The 15984-nt window shown below is 44.6% G+C and carries 15 protein-coding genes; 12 read left to right on the top strand and 3 right to left on the bottom strand.

Annotation, left to right across the window (positions count from 1 at the left end):
* Window positions 1-13: 13 nt before the first annotated feature.
* The 12 genes from MED222_RS09180 to MED222_RS09235 all read left to right on the top strand — a co-directional run bounded on the left by MED222_RS09180 (window position 14) and on the right by MED222_RS09235 (window position 12731).
* Entirely contained in the window at window positions 14-514 is a 501-nt protein-coding gene (locus MED222_RS09180; RefSeq protein WP_009847410.1) for an OmpH family outer membrane protein, read from the top strand.
* A gap of 5 nt (window positions 515-519) precedes the next feature.
* Window positions 520-1551 (top strand): UDP-3-O-(3-hydroxymyristoyl)glucosamine N-acyltransferase, encoded by a 1032-nt coding sequence (gene lpxD, locus MED222_RS09185; RefSeq protein WP_009847409.1) that lies wholly within the window; start codon window positions 520-522, stop codon window positions 1549-1551.
* A gap of 93 nt (window positions 1552-1644) precedes the next feature.
* Entirely contained in the window at window positions 1645-2097 is a 453-nt protein-coding gene (fabZ, locus tag MED222_RS09190) for a 3-hydroxyacyl-ACP dehydratase FabZ (RefSeq protein ID WP_009847408.1), read from the top strand.
* A 1-nt stretch (window position 2098) separates the two neighbouring features.
* Window positions 2099-2887 (top strand): acyl-ACP--UDP-N-acetylglucosamine O-acyltransferase, encoded by a 789-nt coding sequence (lpxA, locus tag MED222_RS09195; protein WP_009847407.1) that lies wholly within the window; start codon window positions 2099-2101, stop codon window positions 2885-2887.
* 129 nt (window positions 2888-3016) lie between these two features.
* A complete protein-coding gene (gene lpxB, locus MED222_RS09200; protein ID WP_009847406.1) occupies window positions 3017-4213 on the top strand; it encodes a lipid-A-disaccharide synthase in 1197 nt (398 codons plus the stop codon).
* 48 nt (window positions 4214-4261) lie between these two features.
* Window positions 4262-4882 (top strand): ribonuclease HII, encoded by a 621-nt coding sequence (gene rnhB, locus MED222_RS09205; RefSeq protein ID WP_009847405.1) that lies wholly within the window; start codon window positions 4262-4264, stop codon window positions 4880-4882.
* 143 nt (window positions 4883-5025) lie between these two features.
* On the top strand, window positions 5026-8505 hold the full coding sequence (dnaE, locus tag MED222_RS09210; RefSeq protein WP_009847404.1) for a DNA polymerase III subunit alpha: 3480 nt from the start codon (window positions 5026-5028) through the stop codon (window positions 8503-8505).
* Window positions 8506-8550: 45 nt separating this feature from the next.
* A complete protein-coding gene (gene accA, locus MED222_RS09215; protein ID WP_009847403.1) occupies window positions 8551-9510 on the top strand; it encodes an acetyl-CoA carboxylase carboxyl transferase subunit alpha in 960 nt (319 codons plus the stop codon).
* A 131-nt stretch (window positions 9511-9641) separates the two neighbouring features.
* On the top strand, window positions 9642-10988 hold the full coding sequence (gene tilS / locus MED222_RS09220; RefSeq protein ID WP_009847402.1) for a tRNA lysidine(34) synthetase TilS: 1347 nt from the start codon (window positions 9642-9644) through the stop codon (window positions 10986-10988).
* 46 nt (window positions 10989-11034) lie between these two features.
* Entirely contained in the window at window positions 11035-11358 is a 324-nt protein-coding gene (locus MED222_RS09225; protein ID WP_012604592.1) for a c-type cytochrome, read from the top strand.
* Between the two features lie 130 nt (window positions 11359-11488).
* Window positions 11489-11827 carry a nitrogen regulatory protein P-II gene (gene glnB / locus MED222_RS09230; RefSeq protein ID WP_017063373.1) on the top strand — a complete coding sequence of 113 codons (339 nt, stop codon included), beginning with the start codon at window positions 11489-11491 and terminating at the stop codon, window positions 11825-11827.
* 61 nt (window positions 11828-11888) lie between these two features.
* Window positions 11889-12731 (top strand): endonuclease/exonuclease/phosphatase family protein, encoded by an 843-nt coding sequence (locus MED222_RS09235; protein WP_009847399.1) that lies wholly within the window; start codon window positions 11889-11891, stop codon window positions 12729-12731.
* A 154-nt stretch (window positions 12732-12885) separates the two neighbouring features.
* Here MED222_RS09235 and MED222_RS09240 read toward each other — a convergent pair whose 3' ends face one another.
* The 3 genes from MED222_RS09240 to gloB form a co-directional block, all read right to left on the bottom strand.
* Window positions 12886-13572, bottom strand: coding sequence for a YIP1 family protein (locus MED222_RS09240; RefSeq protein ID WP_009847398.1), 687 nt, complete (start codon window positions 13570-13572; stop codon window positions 12886-12888).
* Window positions 13569-15140 carry a LysM peptidoglycan-binding domain-containing protein gene (locus MED222_RS09245; protein ID WP_009847397.1) on the bottom strand — a complete coding sequence of 524 codons (1572 nt, stop codon included), beginning with the start codon at window positions 15138-15140 and terminating at the stop codon, window positions 13569-13571. The genes MED222_RS09240 and MED222_RS09245 overlap by 4 nt, the downstream gene beginning before the upstream one ends.
* Window positions 15141-15210: 70 nt before the next feature.
* Entirely contained in the window at window positions 15211-15969 is a 759-nt protein-coding gene (gene gloB / locus MED222_RS09250) for a hydroxyacylglutathione hydrolase (protein ID WP_009847396.1), read from the bottom strand.
* Between the last annotated feature and the right edge of the window lie 15 nt (window positions 15970-15984).

Genomic DNA, 15984 nt, shown 5'->3' with positions numbered 1-15984 from the left:
TATTTTGAAAAATATGATTAAAGCAGCAGGTTTAGGCCTTGTAGTTCTTAGCTCTTCTTTCTTTGCAACAGCGGCTGAAGCTGCGCAAAAAGTGGGCTATGTAAATACTGCACAAGTATTCCAGGCTCTACCTCAGCGTGAAGTTGTTCTTCAAAAAATGCAGGAAGAGTTCAAAGATAAAGCTGCTGAGCTTCAAAGTATCCAAGCTGAAGCTAAGACTAAGATTGAAAAGCTTAAGCGTGATGGTGAGCTATTAGGGCCTGATGAAGTAGAGAAACTTCGTATTGAAGTCGGCCAACTAGACAGCAAATACAAAATCAAAGCTCAAGCATTAGAAAAAGCAAGCCAACGTCGTGAAGCACAAGAGAAGCAGAAGCTATTCAAAGTAATTCAAGATGCTGTAACTAAAGTTGCAGAGAAAGAAGGCTACGACATGATCGTTGATATTCAAGCTCTGCAGTACGGTAAGCCAGAATACAACATCTCTGAAAAAGTAATTAAATCACTGAAATAAGTTTTATGAAGAATCTGACCTTAGCCGAATTGGCAACGATTACCGGTGGAGAGCTACACGGAGACGGTGCAGTTACCGTTTCAGCAGTCGCTCCTATGGATAAAGCGCAAGAAGGAAATATTACGTTCCTTTCGAACGTGAAGTACAGCAAGCACCTTGGCGACTGTAAAGCATCCGCTATTATGGTTAAAGAGAGCGAGCGTGAACTGTGTAAGACCAACGTTATTGTGGTCAGCGACCCTTATGTTGCTTTTGCTAAGGTTGCTCAAGCGCTTGATACCACGCCAGCGCCAGCTGCTGGTATTGCTGATTCTGCTTCAATTTTAGGCGACGCGACCATTGGACAAAATGTGTCTATTGGTGCCAATGCTGTGATTGAAACTGGCGTAGTGCTTGGTGATGACGTCGTTATCGGTGCTGGTTGCTTTATTGGTCAAAATGCAAAAATTGGCGCAGGTACTAAGCTTTGGGCTAACGTAAGTGTTTACCATGAAGTGGTGATTGGCGAAGCATGTTTGATTCAATCTAGTACAGTGATTGGATCCGATGGTTTTGGTTATGCGAATGAGAAAGGCGAGTGGGTTAAGATCCCGCAAGTCGGTTCAGTTCGTGTTGGTAACCGCGTAGAAATCGGCGCGTGTACTACCGTTGACCGTGGCGCATTAGATGACACTATTATTGAAGATAACGTTATCTTAGATAACCAACTTCAGATAGCTCATAATGTTCACATCGGATATGGTTCTGCTATTGCAGGTGGTACTATCATTGCCGGCAGCACAACGATAGGTAAGTACTGTATTATTGGTGGCGGTTGTGTGATTAATGGTCATATAGAAATCGTTGACGGCGTTACAATCACCGGTATGGGGATGGTAATGCGCAGTATCACCGAAAAAGGCATGTACTCTTCAGGTATTCCTTTACAGCCAAATAAAGATTGGCGTAAAACAGCAACGCGAGTTCATCGTATTGATGAAATGAACAAGCGTTTGAAAACCGTTGAAAAACTTATCGAGAACAGCGCGGAATCATAATTCCAGCATTTCTAATAAAAGGCTCGCGTACAGCGAGTCTTTTTCGTTTATAATCCTTCTCATTAAATAAAGAATATACATAGGAATACGACTTTGACTACTGAACAGACAACGATGAACATTACTGAAATTCAGGAACTATTACCTCATCGCTACCCATTCTTAATGGTTGATCGTGTGACTAGCTTTGAAAAAGAAAAGACACTGACTGCGATTAAGAATGTTTCTGTTAACGAACCTCAGTTCACAGGCCACTTCCCACAACTTCCTGTATTCCCAGGTGTGTTGATCTTAGAAGCAATGGCGCAAGCAACAGGTCTTCTAGCATTTAAATCTTTTGGTGCTCCTTCTGGTAATGAGCTTTACTACTTTGCTAGCGTAGATAAAGCGAAGTTCCGCAAGCCAGTAGTGCCAGGTGACCAATTGGTTATCGAAGTTGAGTTCTTAAAAGAACGTCGTGGCATTGCATCGTTCAACGGTGTAGCGAAAGTTGACGGCGTAGTTGTATGTTCAGCTGAACTTAAATGTGCTCGTAGAGAGTTTTAATATGATTCATGAAACAGCGAAAATTCACCCGGCAGCAGTAATCGAAGGTGATGTAACTATCGGTGCTAACGTGACGGTTGGTCCTTTCACTTACATTGCTGGTAACGTGACAATTGGTGATGACACTGAAGTGATGTCGCATGTTGTGATCAAAGGTCACACGACAATTGGTAAGCAAAACCGAATCTTCCCACACGCAGTGATTGGAGAAGAAAACCAAGATAAGAAATACGGTGGTGAAGACACGACTGTTGTGATCGGTGACCGTAATGTGATTCGTGAAGCAGTTCAGATCCACCGTGGTACAACTCAAGACAAAGCTACCACTGTGATTGGCGATGACAACTTACTTTGTGTAAATGCTCACGTAGCGCATGATGTTATTGTTGGTAACCATACTCACATTGGTAACAATGCTATTCTTGGTGGCCACGTAACCGTTGGCGATTATGCGGGTGTTATGGCGCTTTCTGCTATTCACCCATTTTGTTCTATTGGTGCTTATGCGTACATTGGCGGCTGTTCTGCGGTTGTTCAAGATGTACTGCCGTACGTGCTTGCACAGGGTAATCATGCCGCTCCATTCGGCCTCAACCTAGTGGGCTTGAAGCGTAACGGATTTGAGAAACCAGAAATTCGAGCATTACAGAAAGCGTACAAAGAGTTATACCGTTCAGGCAAAACACTTGAAGAAGCGAAAGCCGCTTTAGTTGAAATGGCGAAAGAGTTTGCTTCGGTAACTCCTATGTTAGAAATGCTAGAGAGCTCTGAGCGCGGTATTATTCGTTAATACTTGATGTGGTTATGTACCAATCAATATGAGTATGACAATAGTTACCTCGTTAGATTGGTATAACAAAAAGATCGCTACTCGTTAGGCGATCTTTTTTGTTTTAGGCAAGAAGGGAATTAGAAAACTATGGCACAGCAAGAAGCAGCAACCAATAGCTTGGACTTTGTTTCGAATGAACCTCTGCGTGTAGGTATCGTTGTCGGAGAACTCTCTGGTGACACGCTTGGCGAAGGCTTTATTAAAGCGATCAAATCACAATATCCGAATGCTGAATTCGTGGGTATTGGCGGACCAAAAATGAAGGCGCTTGGTTGTGAGTCTCTTTTCGAAATGGAAGAGCTTGCCGTGATGGGGCTTGTAGAAGTGCTTGGTCGTTTACCTCGCTTGCTAAAAGTGAAAGCGGAGCTAGTTAAGTACTTTACTCAAAACCCGCCAGATGTCTTCGTCGGTATCGATGCGCCAGACTTTAATCTAAGACTTGAATTAGATCTTAAGAACGCGGGCATTAAGACTGTTCATTATGTCAGCCCTTCAGTCTGGGCATGGCGTCCAAAGCGTATCTTTAAAATCGACAAAGCAACCGATTTGGTACTGGCTTTCTTACCATTCGAAAAAGTGTTTTATGATAAATATAACGTTGCTTGTGAATTCGTTGGCCACACGTTGGCTGATACCATTCCACTGGAGCCGAATAAGAAAGAGGCTCGCGATCTTTTAGGTTTAGATCAAGATAAGCCGTGGTTAGCGGTATTGCCAGGTAGCCGTGGTGGTGAAATGAGTTTGATTGCTCAACCATTTATCGAAACTTGTCAGCGCATTAAGCAAAAGTACCCTGATATCAATTTTGTTGTTGCATTGGTTAATGAACAGCGCAAGAAACAGTTTACAGAGATCTGGCAATCGACGGCACCTGAACTTGAATTTACCTTGGTAGAAGATACGGCTACCAATGTGATTACTGCTGCTGATTCTGTTTTGTTAGCTTCTGGTACTGTTGCTCTTGAGTGTATGTTGCTGAAACGACCGATGGTCGTTGGCTACAAGGTCAACAAGCTCACTGGCTATATCGTTAAGAAATTGTCGATCACAGAATTTGTCTCGTTACCGAATATCCTAGCGGGTGAAGAAATCGTAAAAGAACACATTCTTGAGGAGTGTCACCCAGATTACCTTTTCCCATCGGTCGATAAGATGCTTTCAACTGACAACGCGCCACTTATTGAACGCTTTACTGAAATGCATCACTGGATTCGTAAAGATGCTGACAAACAGGCAGCTAACGCAGTTCTGAAATTGATCGGTCGAGAGTTTGTTGAATCATAAAGTGCTTCTTTCAAAAGCATTTGCTTAAAAGTTACAAAGAGAATTGTCATGGCAGTAAAAGAGAAAAAAGAATTTCCTCCTTTTGAGTATCCTCAAGGCTACCAGTTATTCGCTGGTGTTGATGAAGTGGGGCGTGGGCCGTTAGTTGGTGATGTAGTTACCGCCGCGGTTATCCTCGATCCGAATAACCCAATCGAAGGCTTGAACGATTCAAAAAAACTGTCTGAGAAAAAGCGCCTTGCTCTGCTTCCTGAAATTAAAGAGAAAGCCTTGGCATGGTCTGTGGGGCGTTGTTCCCCACAAGAAATTGATGAGTTGAATATCTTACAAGCGACTATGGTAGCTATGCAGCGTGCTATTGCCGGGCTGAGTGTTCAACCTGATATAGCGCTAATAGATGGAAACCGAGTCCCTGAGCTACCGATGGCCGGTCTGGCTATTGTGAAAGGGGATTTACGGGTGGCTGAAATCAGCGCAGCGTCTATCATCGCTAAAGTGGTTCGTGACCAAGAGATGGAAGAACTTGATAAGCTTCATCCAGAGTTTGGTTTTGCTAAACATAAAGGTTACCCGACAAAAGCGCATTTTGAAGCGATTGAAAAACATGGCGTAACCGAGCATTACCGCAAAAGCTTTAAGCCAGTAAAACGTATTCTTGGCATAGATTAGAGCGAATTGAATAAGCTCTATATAGATTAGAGCTTTACGTAAACTAGAGCTTAGCATCGAATAAAGTTGCTTAGTGACGCTAGAAAAAAATAGAATACACACAGTTGTAATCCTAGGCTCAAACCTAGAACTCAGGAAAAATAATGTCAGATCCAAAATTTGTTCACCTACGCGTACACAGTGACTTTTCGATGGTGGATGGCCTATCCAAGGTGCCACCATTAGTTAAAAAAGTCGCTGAAATGGGTATGCCTGCTCTAGCATTGACCGACTTTACCAACCTGTGCGGTTTGGTGAAATTCTACGGTACTGCTCATGGGTGTGGGGTTAAACCAATTATTGGTGCTGACTTCTTGATGCAGTCTCCTGATTTTGGCGATGAATTGACAAAACTCACCGTTATTGCAACGAGTAATAAAGGCTACAATAACCTAACGTTATTAATATCAAAAGCTTACCTTCGTGGCCATGTGCAGCATCAGCCTGTTATTGATAAAGAGTGGCTGATTGAACATGCGGAAGGCCTGATTCTTTTATCGGGTGCAAAAGAAGGTGAGATTGGTAAAGCGTTGCTGAAAGGCAATAGAGAGTTGGTTGCAAGCAGCGTTGAGTTTTACAAAACACATTTCGCAGACCGTTTTTATCTGGAGCTCATTCGAACTGGACGTACGGACGAAGAGTCTTATCTGCACTTTGCGCTGGAATTGGCTGAGCAAGAAGACCTGCCAGTTGTTGCGACCAACGAAGTGGTATTCATTTCTGAAGACTTGTTTGACGCTCATGAAATCCGTGTGGCGATTCACGACGGCTTTACCATGGTTGATCCACGTCGACCGAAAAACTACAGTCCACAACAGTACCTCCGTAGCGAAGAAGAGATGTGTGAGTTGTTCTCAGATATCCCTGAAGCATTAGAGAACAGTGTTGAGATCGCTAAGCGTTGTAATGTCACCGTTCGATTGGGCGAATACTTCTTGCCGAACTTCCCGACGGAAGGTTTGGCGATTGAAGACTTCTTGATCAAAAAATCAGAAGAAGGTCTTGAACGACGTTTAGCATTCCTATTTCCTGACGAAAAAGTCAGAGCTGAACGCAGGCCTGAATACGATGAGCGACTTAAAATCGAGCTAGAAGTAGTTAATAACATGGGTTTCCCAGGTTACTTCTTGATCGTAATGGAGTTCATCCAGTGGTCAAAAGATAACGATGTACCAGTAGGCCCGGGTCGTGGTTCTGGTGCTGGTTCTTTGGTGGCTTACGCGCTTGATATCACGGATCTTGATCCACTTGAATATGACTTGCTGTTCGAACGTTTCTTGAACCCAGAACGTGTATCCATGCCCGATTTCGATATCGACTTCTGTATGGATAAGCGTGACCAAGTTATTGATCACGTGGCTGAAATGTACGGCCGTGATGCCGTTTCTCAGATCATCACCTTCGGTACTATGGCGGCAAAAGCGGTAATCCGTGACGTTGGCCGTGTATTAGGCCACCCATTTGGTTTTGTTGACCGAATTTCTAAGCTGGTTCCGCCTGATCCGGGCATGACGCTAGAGAAAGCATTCCTCGCAGAGCCTGCATTGCCTGAACTTTATGATGGTGATGAAGAAGTTCGTGAGCTGATTGATAAATGTCGAATTCTAGAAGGTTGTACGCGAAACGCAGGTAAGCACGCGGGTGGTGTTGTAATCTCACCGACCACGATTACTGACTTTGCACCTATCTATGCCGATGCGGAAGGTAACTTCCCAGTAACGCAATTCGATAAGAATGACGTAGAAACTGCTGGCTTGGTTAAGTTTGACTTCTTGGGGCTGCGTACACTGACGATCATTGACTGGGCATTAGGCCTAGTAAACCCTCGCTTAGCGAAAGAGGGGAAAGATCCGGTTCGTATCGAGTCGATTCCTCTGGATGATCAAGCGTCATTTAACCTATTACAAAATTCTGAAACCACCGCGGTATTCCAACTGGAATCGCGTGGTATGAAAGATCTGATCAAGCGTCTGCAACCCGACTGTTTTGAAGATATCATCGCATTGGTGGCCTTGTTCCGTCCTGGCCCTCTGCAATCAGGCATGGTAGATAACTTCATCGACCGTAAACACGGACGAGAGGCGGTCTCTTACCCTGATGAAACGTGGCAACACGAATCGCTTAAAGAGACACTAGAACCTACGTACGGCATCATCCTGTATCAAGAACAGGTAATGCAAATCGCTCAGATTCTTGCGGGTTATACGCTTGGTGGAGCCGATATGCTGCGTCGTGCGATGGGTAAGAAAAAGCCTGAAGAGATGGCAAAACAGCGCGGTACCTTCAAAGAAGGTGCTGAAGCCAATGGTGTTGATGGCGAACTGTCCATGAAGATCTTTGACTTGGTAGAGAAGTTTGCGGGCTACGGCTTTAACAAATCTCACTCGGCTGCATACGCACTGGTTTCTTATCAAACACTGTGGTTGAAAACACACTACCCTGCGGAATTCATGGCGGCAGTAATGACCGCGGATATGGATAACACCGAGAAGGTTATTGGCCTTGTCGATGAGTGTTTCCGTATGAAGCTCAAGCTCCTTCCACCTGACATCAACTCGGGCCTATACCGCTTTAATGTGGATGAAGATGGCGCAATTGTTTATGGCATCGGTGCGATTAAAGGGGTGGGTGAAGGCCCAATTGAAGCCATCATCGAAGCGCGTAACAAAGGTGGTTACTTTAAAGACTTATTCGACTTCTGTGCACGTCTTGATCTGAAGAAGGTCAACAAACGTGTTATCGAAAAGTTGATTCTATCCGGAGCCTTAGATAGATTAGGTCCTCACCGAGCGGCGATGATGGCATCTTTGAAAGATGCGGTTAAGGCAGCAAGCCAACATCACCATGCTGAGTCGTTCGGTCAATCTGATATGTTTGGTGTGTTGACCGACGCTCCGGAAGAGGTTGAACACAAGTATACCCAAGTGCCTAAATGGCCTGAAAAGGTTTGGCTAGAAGGTGAACGCGAAACGCTTGGTTTGTATTTAACGGGTCACCCGGTGAATGCTTACATTAAAGAACTTGCGAAATACACCAGCTGTCGTTTGAAAGATGCGACGCCGACTCGTCGTGACCAATCCTTAACGATTGCAGGTTTGGTCATTGCGGCTAGGGTCATGACCACGAAGCGCGGTACTCGAATCGGTTTGATGACTCTTGATGACCGATCGGGTCGGATGGAAGTGATGTTGTTCTCTGATGCGCTCGATCGCTACGCAGAATTGCTCGAAAAAGACAAAATTGTGGTTGTTTCTGGACAGGTCAGCTTTGATGATTTCAATGGTGGGCTTAAAATGTCCGCGCGCGAGGTCATGGACTTAGGAAGCGCCCGTGAGAAATATGCTCGTGGGGTGTCGATATCTATCGAGCAATCCCAAATTAACGGTCAATTTTTTGAACGCTTTGGTCAAATCTTAGAACCTTATAGAGCCGGAACGGTCCCAGTCAATGTATACTACCAACGTGCCGACGCTAGAGCGCGGTTAACATTGGGCACAGAATGGCGTGTGACGCCAAGTGATACATTACTAGACGAATTAAAACAGCTGCTTGGAAATAGCCAAGTAGAACTCGAATTTAACTAAAATTTAGCTCCGTAACTGCGGAGCTGAATCAACAAGGATTCATAGATGAGCCTGAACTTTCTAGAATTTGAAAAGCCTATCGCTGAACTTGAAGCAAAAATCGAAGCGCTACGTGACGTTTCGCGTCACGGTGGTGACACAGCGGTAGATCTAGACAAAGAAATTGAACAACTAGAGAAAAAAAGCTTAGAGCTTAAACAGAAAATCTTTAGTGACTTAGGTGCATGGCAGGTAGCTCAACTTGCTCGTCACCCTCAACGTCCTTACACCAAAGATTACCTGGAGCATGCCTTCACAGAGTTTGAAGAGATGGCGGGCGATCGCGCTTACGCTGACGACAAAGCAATAGTGGGTGGTATGGCTCGTCTAAATGGTCGTCCTGTTATGGTTATTGGTCACCAGAAAGGTCGTGAGACTAAAGAGAAAGTGATCCGTAACTTTGGTATGCCAAAGCCAGAAGGTTACCGTAAGGCACTTCGCCTAATGGAAACGGCTGAGCGTTTCAATATGCCAATCATTACTTTCATCGACACAGCGGGTGCATACCCAGGTGTTGGTGCAGAAGAGCGTGGTCAATCTGAAGCTATCGCTAAGAACCTAAAAGTGATGGCCGGCCTTTCAGTTCCAGTTATCTGTAACGTTGTAGGTGAAGGCGGTTCTGGTGGTGCACTAGCGATTGGTGTTGGTGATTACGTGAACATGCTTCAGTACTCTACATACTCAGTAATCTCTCCAGAAGGTTGTGCTTCAATCTTATGGCGTGATTCAGATAAAGCACCACAAGCTGCTGAAGCGATGGGCCTAGTAGCTCCTCGCCTTAAAGAGCTTGAGCTTATCGATGAAATCATCCCTGAGCCTCTAGGTGGCGCGCACCGCGATCCAATACAGACAGCTCAGAACATGAAAGACATGTTAGTTAAGCAGTTAGAAGAGCTAGAGCAATTTGACAACGAAGCACTTCTAGAGCGTCGTTACCAGCGTCTAATGAGCTACGGTTACTGCTGATAAGGGACCTTAGCAAGGTATAAGACCTGCTTTCCGTAACAAGTTGATGAAAGGGTTGGACTCAGTGCCAACCCTTTTTTATTATTAAAACATTCTCCTTTCTCATTAGTACACACGGCTCACTTAACCCCATGACTCACTTAATCGAAACTTTTACCTCTGCATTTCAACAAAGCGATCTCAAACCTCGTCGGTTAGTCGTTGCTTTCAGTGGTGGTGTCGATTCTCGAGTGTTATTGGAATTGGCCGCGAAATACGCTAAGTCCCATCACATTGAGTGCTGTGCGGTGCACGTTCATCACGGTCTCAGTAAGAATGCTGATCTTTGGGCTGAGCAATGCCAAACATGGTGTGATGCGTCGTCGGTTCCTTTAGCCATCGAGCGAGTATCTCTAGATATTAACAGCGGAGAAAGTGTTGAAAAGCTGGCTCGAGATGCTCGTTATGATTCGCTTCAGAAGCACCTTAGTTTTGGTGATGTTCTAATTACAGGCCAACATATTGATGACCAACTTGAAACTTTCTTGCTGGCATTAAAACGTGGCAGTGGTCCGAAAGGACTCTCTTCAATGGCGAAAGTGATGTCGTTTGGCGAAGCGTTTATTGTGAGACCTCTGCTGTCTGTGACTCGATTAGACATCGAAGCGTCGGCTCACGATATGGGGTTAACTTGGGTCGAAGATGAGAGTAATCAGGATCTGCGCTTTGATCGAAATTTCATTCGTCATCAAGTCACTCCGACGTTGACAGAGCGCTGGCCTAGCTTTCGAGAATCGGTCTGTCGCAGTGCTCAATTATGTGCAGAACAAGAGTCGCTACTCGACGAACTGCTTGAGTCTCACTTACAACAAGCTTTGGGAGGCTGTAACAGTAAGAGCCAGAGCTTAAGCATTGATTCGTTATCTCAGCATTCTGATTTGTTACGAGCACGTTTGATCAGAATGTGGCTCAGCCATTGCAATCAACCGATGCCAAGCCAAAAGCAGCTAAAACTTATTTGGGATGAAGTGGCTTGTGCTCAGGCAGATGCCAATCCTAAGCTGGTGTTGAATGATGTTGAGATTAGGCGCTTTAATAATCAGCTCTATTTGGTACAAGACACCAAAGATTTGTCGAGCTGGAAAAGTGAAATCTTGATTGATGAGAATTTATTATTGCCTGATGGTTTAGGTGAGATCCATTTAAAAGCGGTGTCGAGTGGTAGTGCATCTCATAACCGAGATGTACAACGTTTTTCCCTTACTAAAGCCAACGGAACCTTACGAGTGATCTTTAACCCTGAAGGAGTGTCGGCTCACCCAGTTGGTCGTGGTCATAGTCGAAAACTCAAGAAGCTTTTTCAGGAATACCAAGTACCCAGCTGGTTAAGACGTAGAACGCCGATATTAATGGATGGCGATCGAGTGATCGCTGTTTTAGGCCTATTCGTAGATAAAAACTACGAAGGTCAAGATTGTGAAGCGCTTTGGAGCAAGTAGAAAAAGTTTGTGTCACAATTCACCGTCACTTTAATAAAAATAATTAATGGAATATGCAATGAAGAAAATTACACTAGGATTAGTTCTTGGATTTGGACTATTGAGTGGTAACGCTCTGGCGGGTGATGTTGCTGCGGGTCAAGCTAAAGCGGCAATCTGTGCGGCTTGTCATGGCGCAGACGGTATCGCAATGATCCCAGGATATCCAAATCTTAAAGGCCAAAACGAGCAATACATCGCTTCATCAATTAAGGCATATAAGAACGGCCAGCGCACCGGCGGTTTGGCGGCTGTAATGCAGGCTCAGGCTTCAATGCTGAGTGATGAAGATATTGCTAATCTAGCTGCTTACTACTCAAGCCTTAAGTAAAATCTTCTTAAAGCGCTGATTAAACAAGATGATAAATTTCGAGCCAGAGCTTTAATGCTCTGGCTTTTTTCATTGAATGTTTACTATAGCTAACCGATAATGAGCTATTCGCACAGTTTAAGGGATGAACATGAAAAAGATTGAAGCCATTATCAAGCCATTCAAACTTGATGATGTACGTGAAGCACTTGCAGAAGTGGGTATTACGGGTATGACAGTATCTGAAGTTAAAGGCTTTGGACGTCAAAAAGGTCATACTGAGCTATACCGTGGCGCAGAGTACATGGTCGATTTTTTACCTAAAGTGAAATTGGAAATTGTTGTGACCGACGAAGTGGCTGACCAATGTGTTGATACCATTATCGAAACGGCTCAAACAGGTAAAATTGGTGACGGTAAGATCTTCATTACTGAAGTTGAACGTGTGGTACGTATTCGTACTGGCGAAGAAGACGAAGACGCCGTATAAAAAAACTATTACCTTAAAAGGAGCGTTTATCGCTCCTTTTTCATTTCTGGTAGGGTGCTGTATGTTTAAGAAAACCATCATTGTTATCACGCTATTGATAACGCTTGCTGTTGTTAGCTTTCATATTATCTTCGTGATCCCGAATAAACCCAATTTGATCACTTCTTCTCAAAATACTAGCAACGATATCTACAGCTGCTACCAAAACTCAGCCCCGAAAGCGATTGATGTGTCTGATGGCCTAGACATTACCGTGTGGAATATCTATAAGCAAAACCGAAATAATTGGCAAAGTGAGTTAAATCAGCTGTCAGCCGGTAGCGATTTAGTTTTGCTGCAAGAAGCGAGTATGACAGAAGGGCTTCGCCAATGGGTAACGAGTGGTCAATGGGGAAGTACTCGAGTGAATGCATTTGAAGCTTTTGAACAAAGTGCAGGCGTACTCAACCTAGCGACGCATCTACCGATTGAAGCTTGTGCTTATACTCATGAAGAACCTTGGCTTCAATTACCTAAATCTGCACTTTGGTCTCGCTATCTGCTAAGTAATGGCGAAGAACTGGCTGTGATTAATATCCATGCGGTGAACTTTACCTTTGGTACGGAAGATTATGAGGCTCAGCTCAAGAGCTTAACCGACAATCTCCAAAAGTATCGTGGGCCTGTTATTTTTGCTGGGGATTTTAACAGTTGGAGTGAAGCTCGCTTTGCTGTATTGAAAGATGCGTTGGAACAGGTAGGTTTGACGGAAGTTGCTTTTGAACCAGATAACCGTACACAGTTTATGACAGGGTTGGTGCTCGATCATGTGTTCTATCGAGGGTTAGAAGTAGACAAAGCAAAGGCGCCCATTACGGACGCCTCTGATCATAACCCTATGCGAGTGACCTTTAAGGCTAAATAGAAGAAGCTATCTAGCCTATTAGCCTATTAGCCTATTAGCCTATTAGTCATTGGATCTTAGCTATTCACCATTCACACTGTGGTTACTTTGGGTAATAAGCAGGGGAATAAATAGGCTAGTGAATTTTCGCTAGCCTTGTTTTTATCTATTCAGCTTAAAAGATTAAAATGTAGAGAGCCCAGATTAGGTAATAGCCAACCCATGGCAAACCAGAGATGACCAGTGCCTGACCACGCTCAAACTCCGTCCAAGTTAATACTGCTGCATAACCCAATACAATGTACCAAGGCAACAAGAGTGGTAATGAGCTGGCAAATTGCGACCAATCATTGGTTAGTGGCAACTTGATTAAGCCGTTTAAGCTGTTCAAGTCGGCCGCGTAGCTCATCACATGCCCGTGCTTGAGTATCAGGCTTGCGTAGCTTGCTACATCGCCTAGAACGGCAGGGAATATCACTACCGATGCGGCTGCAAACCATCGCCAAAAGCTATGTTGGTGTTGGCTTGGCTTTGTTGCTAAGTTAAACCAAAATGCCAACAGAATGATGGTTAACGTACGGCCGAATACATCACTGATGATTTCACTCGCGAGTAGAGTATTACTGTCAAGTAACGCCAATTGGTCAGGGTTTGTTTGAGCCAGTTGCTGTGACAACTCAGCGCTTAACCATGCAAAATCTACATTCGAAAAATAGGCTCCCCAAAATAAGAATGGGCTGAGCATTAATACGACGTAGGGTTGCCATCCCCAAGCACTTCGTTGATAAAGCGCTAAGAAACACGCTGTTGGTGAACGGAATATATCCAACAGCATGACGAGTGGGTTACTTGACGGGTTCATACACTTACCTTAGTTACATCAACATACAGCTTCAGTTTTTGTCCTGGCTGTAGGTATTTCTTGTTCTGCAAAGCGTTCCATTTTACAACATCTGCGCTTTTTACTTTGAACTTTGATGCAATACCGCTGACTGTGTCACCTGATCTTACGTTATAAAAGACAGTTCGGATGATGGCACCGTCTGAACTATTCTTCCAAATGACCAGTTCTTGACCAATTCTAAGAGTATCACGTGGTCCCATGCCATTCCACTTAGCCAGTGATTGGTGAGATACCTTATTTGCGCGCGCAATCGTCCATAGGCTATCACCACTTTTTACGGTATGGCTAAGCTTATATTGACCACGACTCTTTGACTGTGTGCTTGCTAGGCGATTTGAAGCGCTTAGTGCGTATGTCTTATCGTCTTTGGTTGATGTTGGAATAAATAGGTGCTGACCAACACGAATATTATTGTTGCTCAAACCGTTTGCAGAGCGGATCACTTTGCTGGTGGTGTTGTATTTACTCGCCAGTACGCTGATGCTATCGCCAGATTGCACTTTATAGCGCACCAACTTCATGCCTTTGCCTTTATTGGCTGCCACTTCTTTGTTGAACTTCTCAACAGAGCTTAGAGGAAGCAATAATTGTTGGTGTTTCTCTGGTGCCGTTGCCCACTGGTTATAAGCCGGGTTGTAGCCTTGCAGCTCTTTGACAGGAATGTCGGCGTAGCTTGCGGCAATGGCTAAATCAAGTTGTTCATTTGGGTTAACCAGAGTCAGTACTGCCTTGTTCGGGATCGTAGGGATATCGATGCCATACTTTTCTTGGTTGGCAATCACGTCGGCCAGTGCAAGTAGCTTAGGTACATAGCTGCTGGTCTCTTTTGGTAAGTCTAGAGAGAAGAAGTCGATTGGCTTACCCAGCTTCTTGTTCTTACGGATTGCGCTGTTCACACGACCACCGCCACTGTTGTAGGCAGCGATTGCGTGTTGCCAGTTCCCATCAAAACGTTTGTTCAGGTCGGTTAAGAAATCCAATGCAGCGTCGGTTGAAGCGGCTACGTCACGGCGGCCATCGTACCAGAAGTTTTGTTCTAGTCCGTAAGCTTTGCCAGTACCCGAAATGAACTGCCATAGTCCAGCAGCGCTACCATGAGAATAAGCAAATGCATCAAACGAGCTTTCAACGACGGGCAACAGGGCCAGCTCTAAAGGCAAGTCTCTTTCTTCAATCTTAGTTGTGATCAAGTAAAGGAAAGGTTCAGCGCGTTTTGATACAGTTTTTAGATGACCAGGGTGCTTGAGGTACCAAGTGCGGTAGTAGTCGACTTTCTTTTGGTCCGGCACTTCCATTTCAAGTTGCATCGCAATACGTTTCCAAACATCTTGCTGTGTTTGTGGAGTAACGACGGGTGTTTCAACTTTTGGTTGTTCTTGGATCGCTCCCGATGAAACGTTCGCTTGAGAAACTTCTTTAGTAGGGGAGGTGTTGGTTTGCTCGGAAGCTTGGTCTGGATTCTCTGACTGAGTTAATTGGCAACCAGAAAGTAGTAGTACCAAAGCCCAGCTGTACTTAACTCGCATGTTACAGCCTTTTTAATAAACGGCCGATGATAATACTTGCCACTCCCTATGAGTGACAAGCCTGTATTTGTTAAAATTCGTTCTTCCACGCACGTAAAGCGGTAAAAACCGATAAAGGATCGGTCTGCTCAGTACGATTAGATACTGATTTCACTACACTTGGTTCTGTGTAGCGTAAGAAGGGGTTAACAAACTTTTCTTGTCTTAAATTTGTGGGGATGGTCGACTTATTTTGGGCTCGAAGCCGATTCACTTGGTCGCGGTATTGTTGCAAATGTTGGTTGTCAGGCTCAACAGCCAGTGCAAAAGCGATATTGGCTGCCGTGTATTCATGAGCACAGTAAACCTCGGTTTCTTGTGGGAGTGCTGTGATCTTGTTCAATGCATCAAACATCTGCTGTGGTGTGCCTTCCATGATTCGCCCACAACCAGCTGAAAACAGTACATCGCCACAAAACAGTTTGGCATCACCCACATAACCAATGTGCCCAGCGGTGTGCCCACTGAGCCCTAGCACGAGGAATACTTCGCCAAACAGCTCTAATTGGTCACCGTCATCAACGGGATGCGTTAAGGTCGGGATAGGTTCATTTTTGGGGCCAACGACATCCACGCCAGGGAATTGTCTTACCAGCTCTGGCACGCCACCAATGTGATCGTGGTGGTGGTGCGTAATCAAGATTGCATCTAAAGTTAGCTCATGGTGTGCTAAGTACTCTAATACTGGAGCTGCATCACCAGGGTCGACGACAGCACAACGGCGATCGCTATTTTGAATCAGCCAGATGTAATTGTCGTTAAATGCAGGTATGCTTTTGATATGTAACATTATTGGTTCTCCAGT

The organism is Vibrio sp. MED222 (genome assembly GCF_000153005.1).
Classification (GTDB): Bacteria; Pseudomonadota; Gammaproteobacteria; order Enterobacterales; family Vibrionaceae; genus Vibrio; species Vibrio tasmaniensis_A.
Note: the sequence above shows the minus strand (reverse complement) of the source record. Positions and strands in the feature narration are given on the sequence as shown.

Excerpts from the sequence above, each read along its gene's own strand:
- MED222_RS09180 (WP_009847410.1), top strand. The coding sequence starts at position 14 with ATGATTAAAGCAGCAGGTTTAGGCCTTGTAGTTCTTAGCTCTTCTTTC.
- lpxD (WP_009847409.1), top strand. The coding sequence starts at position 520 with ATGAAGAATCTGACCTTAGCCGAATTGGCAACGATTACCGGTGGAGAG.
- lpxA (WP_009847407.1), top strand. The coding sequence starts at position 2,099 with ATGATTCATGAAACAGCGAAAATTCACCCGGCAGCAGTAATCGAAGGT.
- lpxB (WP_009847406.1), top strand. The coding sequence starts at position 3,017 with ATGGCACAGCAAGAAGCAGCAACCAATAGCTTGGACTTTGTTTCGAAT.
- rnhB (WP_009847405.1), top strand. The coding sequence starts at position 4,262 with ATGGCAGTAAAAGAGAAAAAAGAATTTCCTCCTTTTGAGTATCCTCAA.
- dnaE (WP_009847404.1), top strand. The coding sequence starts at position 5,026 with ATGTCAGATCCAAAATTTGTTCACCTACGCGTACACAGTGACTTTTCG.
- accA (WP_009847403.1), top strand. The coding sequence starts at position 8,551 with ATGAGCCTGAACTTTCTAGAATTTGAAAAGCCTATCGCTGAACTTGAA.
- tilS (WP_009847402.1), top strand. The coding sequence starts at position 9,642 with ATGACTCACTTAATCGAAACTTTTACCTCTGCATTTCAACAAAGCGAT.
- MED222_RS09225 (WP_012604592.1), top strand. The coding sequence starts at position 11,035 with ATGGAATATGCAATGAAGAAAATTACACTAGGATTAGTTCTTGGATTT.
- glnB (WP_017063373.1), top strand. The coding sequence starts at position 11,489 with ATGAAAAAGATTGAAGCCATTATCAAGCCATTCAAACTTGATGATGTA.
- MED222_RS09235 (WP_009847399.1), top strand. The coding sequence starts at position 11,889 with ATGTTTAAGAAAACCATCATTGTTATCACGCTATTGATAACGCTTGCT.
- MED222_RS09240 (WP_009847398.1), bottom strand. The coding sequence starts at position 13,572 with ATGAACCCGTCAAGTAACCCACTCGTCATGCTGTTGGATATATTCCGT.
- MED222_RS09245 (WP_009847397.1), bottom strand. The coding sequence starts at position 15,140 with ATGCGAGTTAAGTACAGCTGGGCTTTGGTACTACTACTTTCTGGTTGC.
- gloB (WP_009847396.1), bottom strand. The coding sequence starts at position 15,969 with ATGTTACATATCAAAAGCATACCTGCATTTAACGACAATTACATCTGG.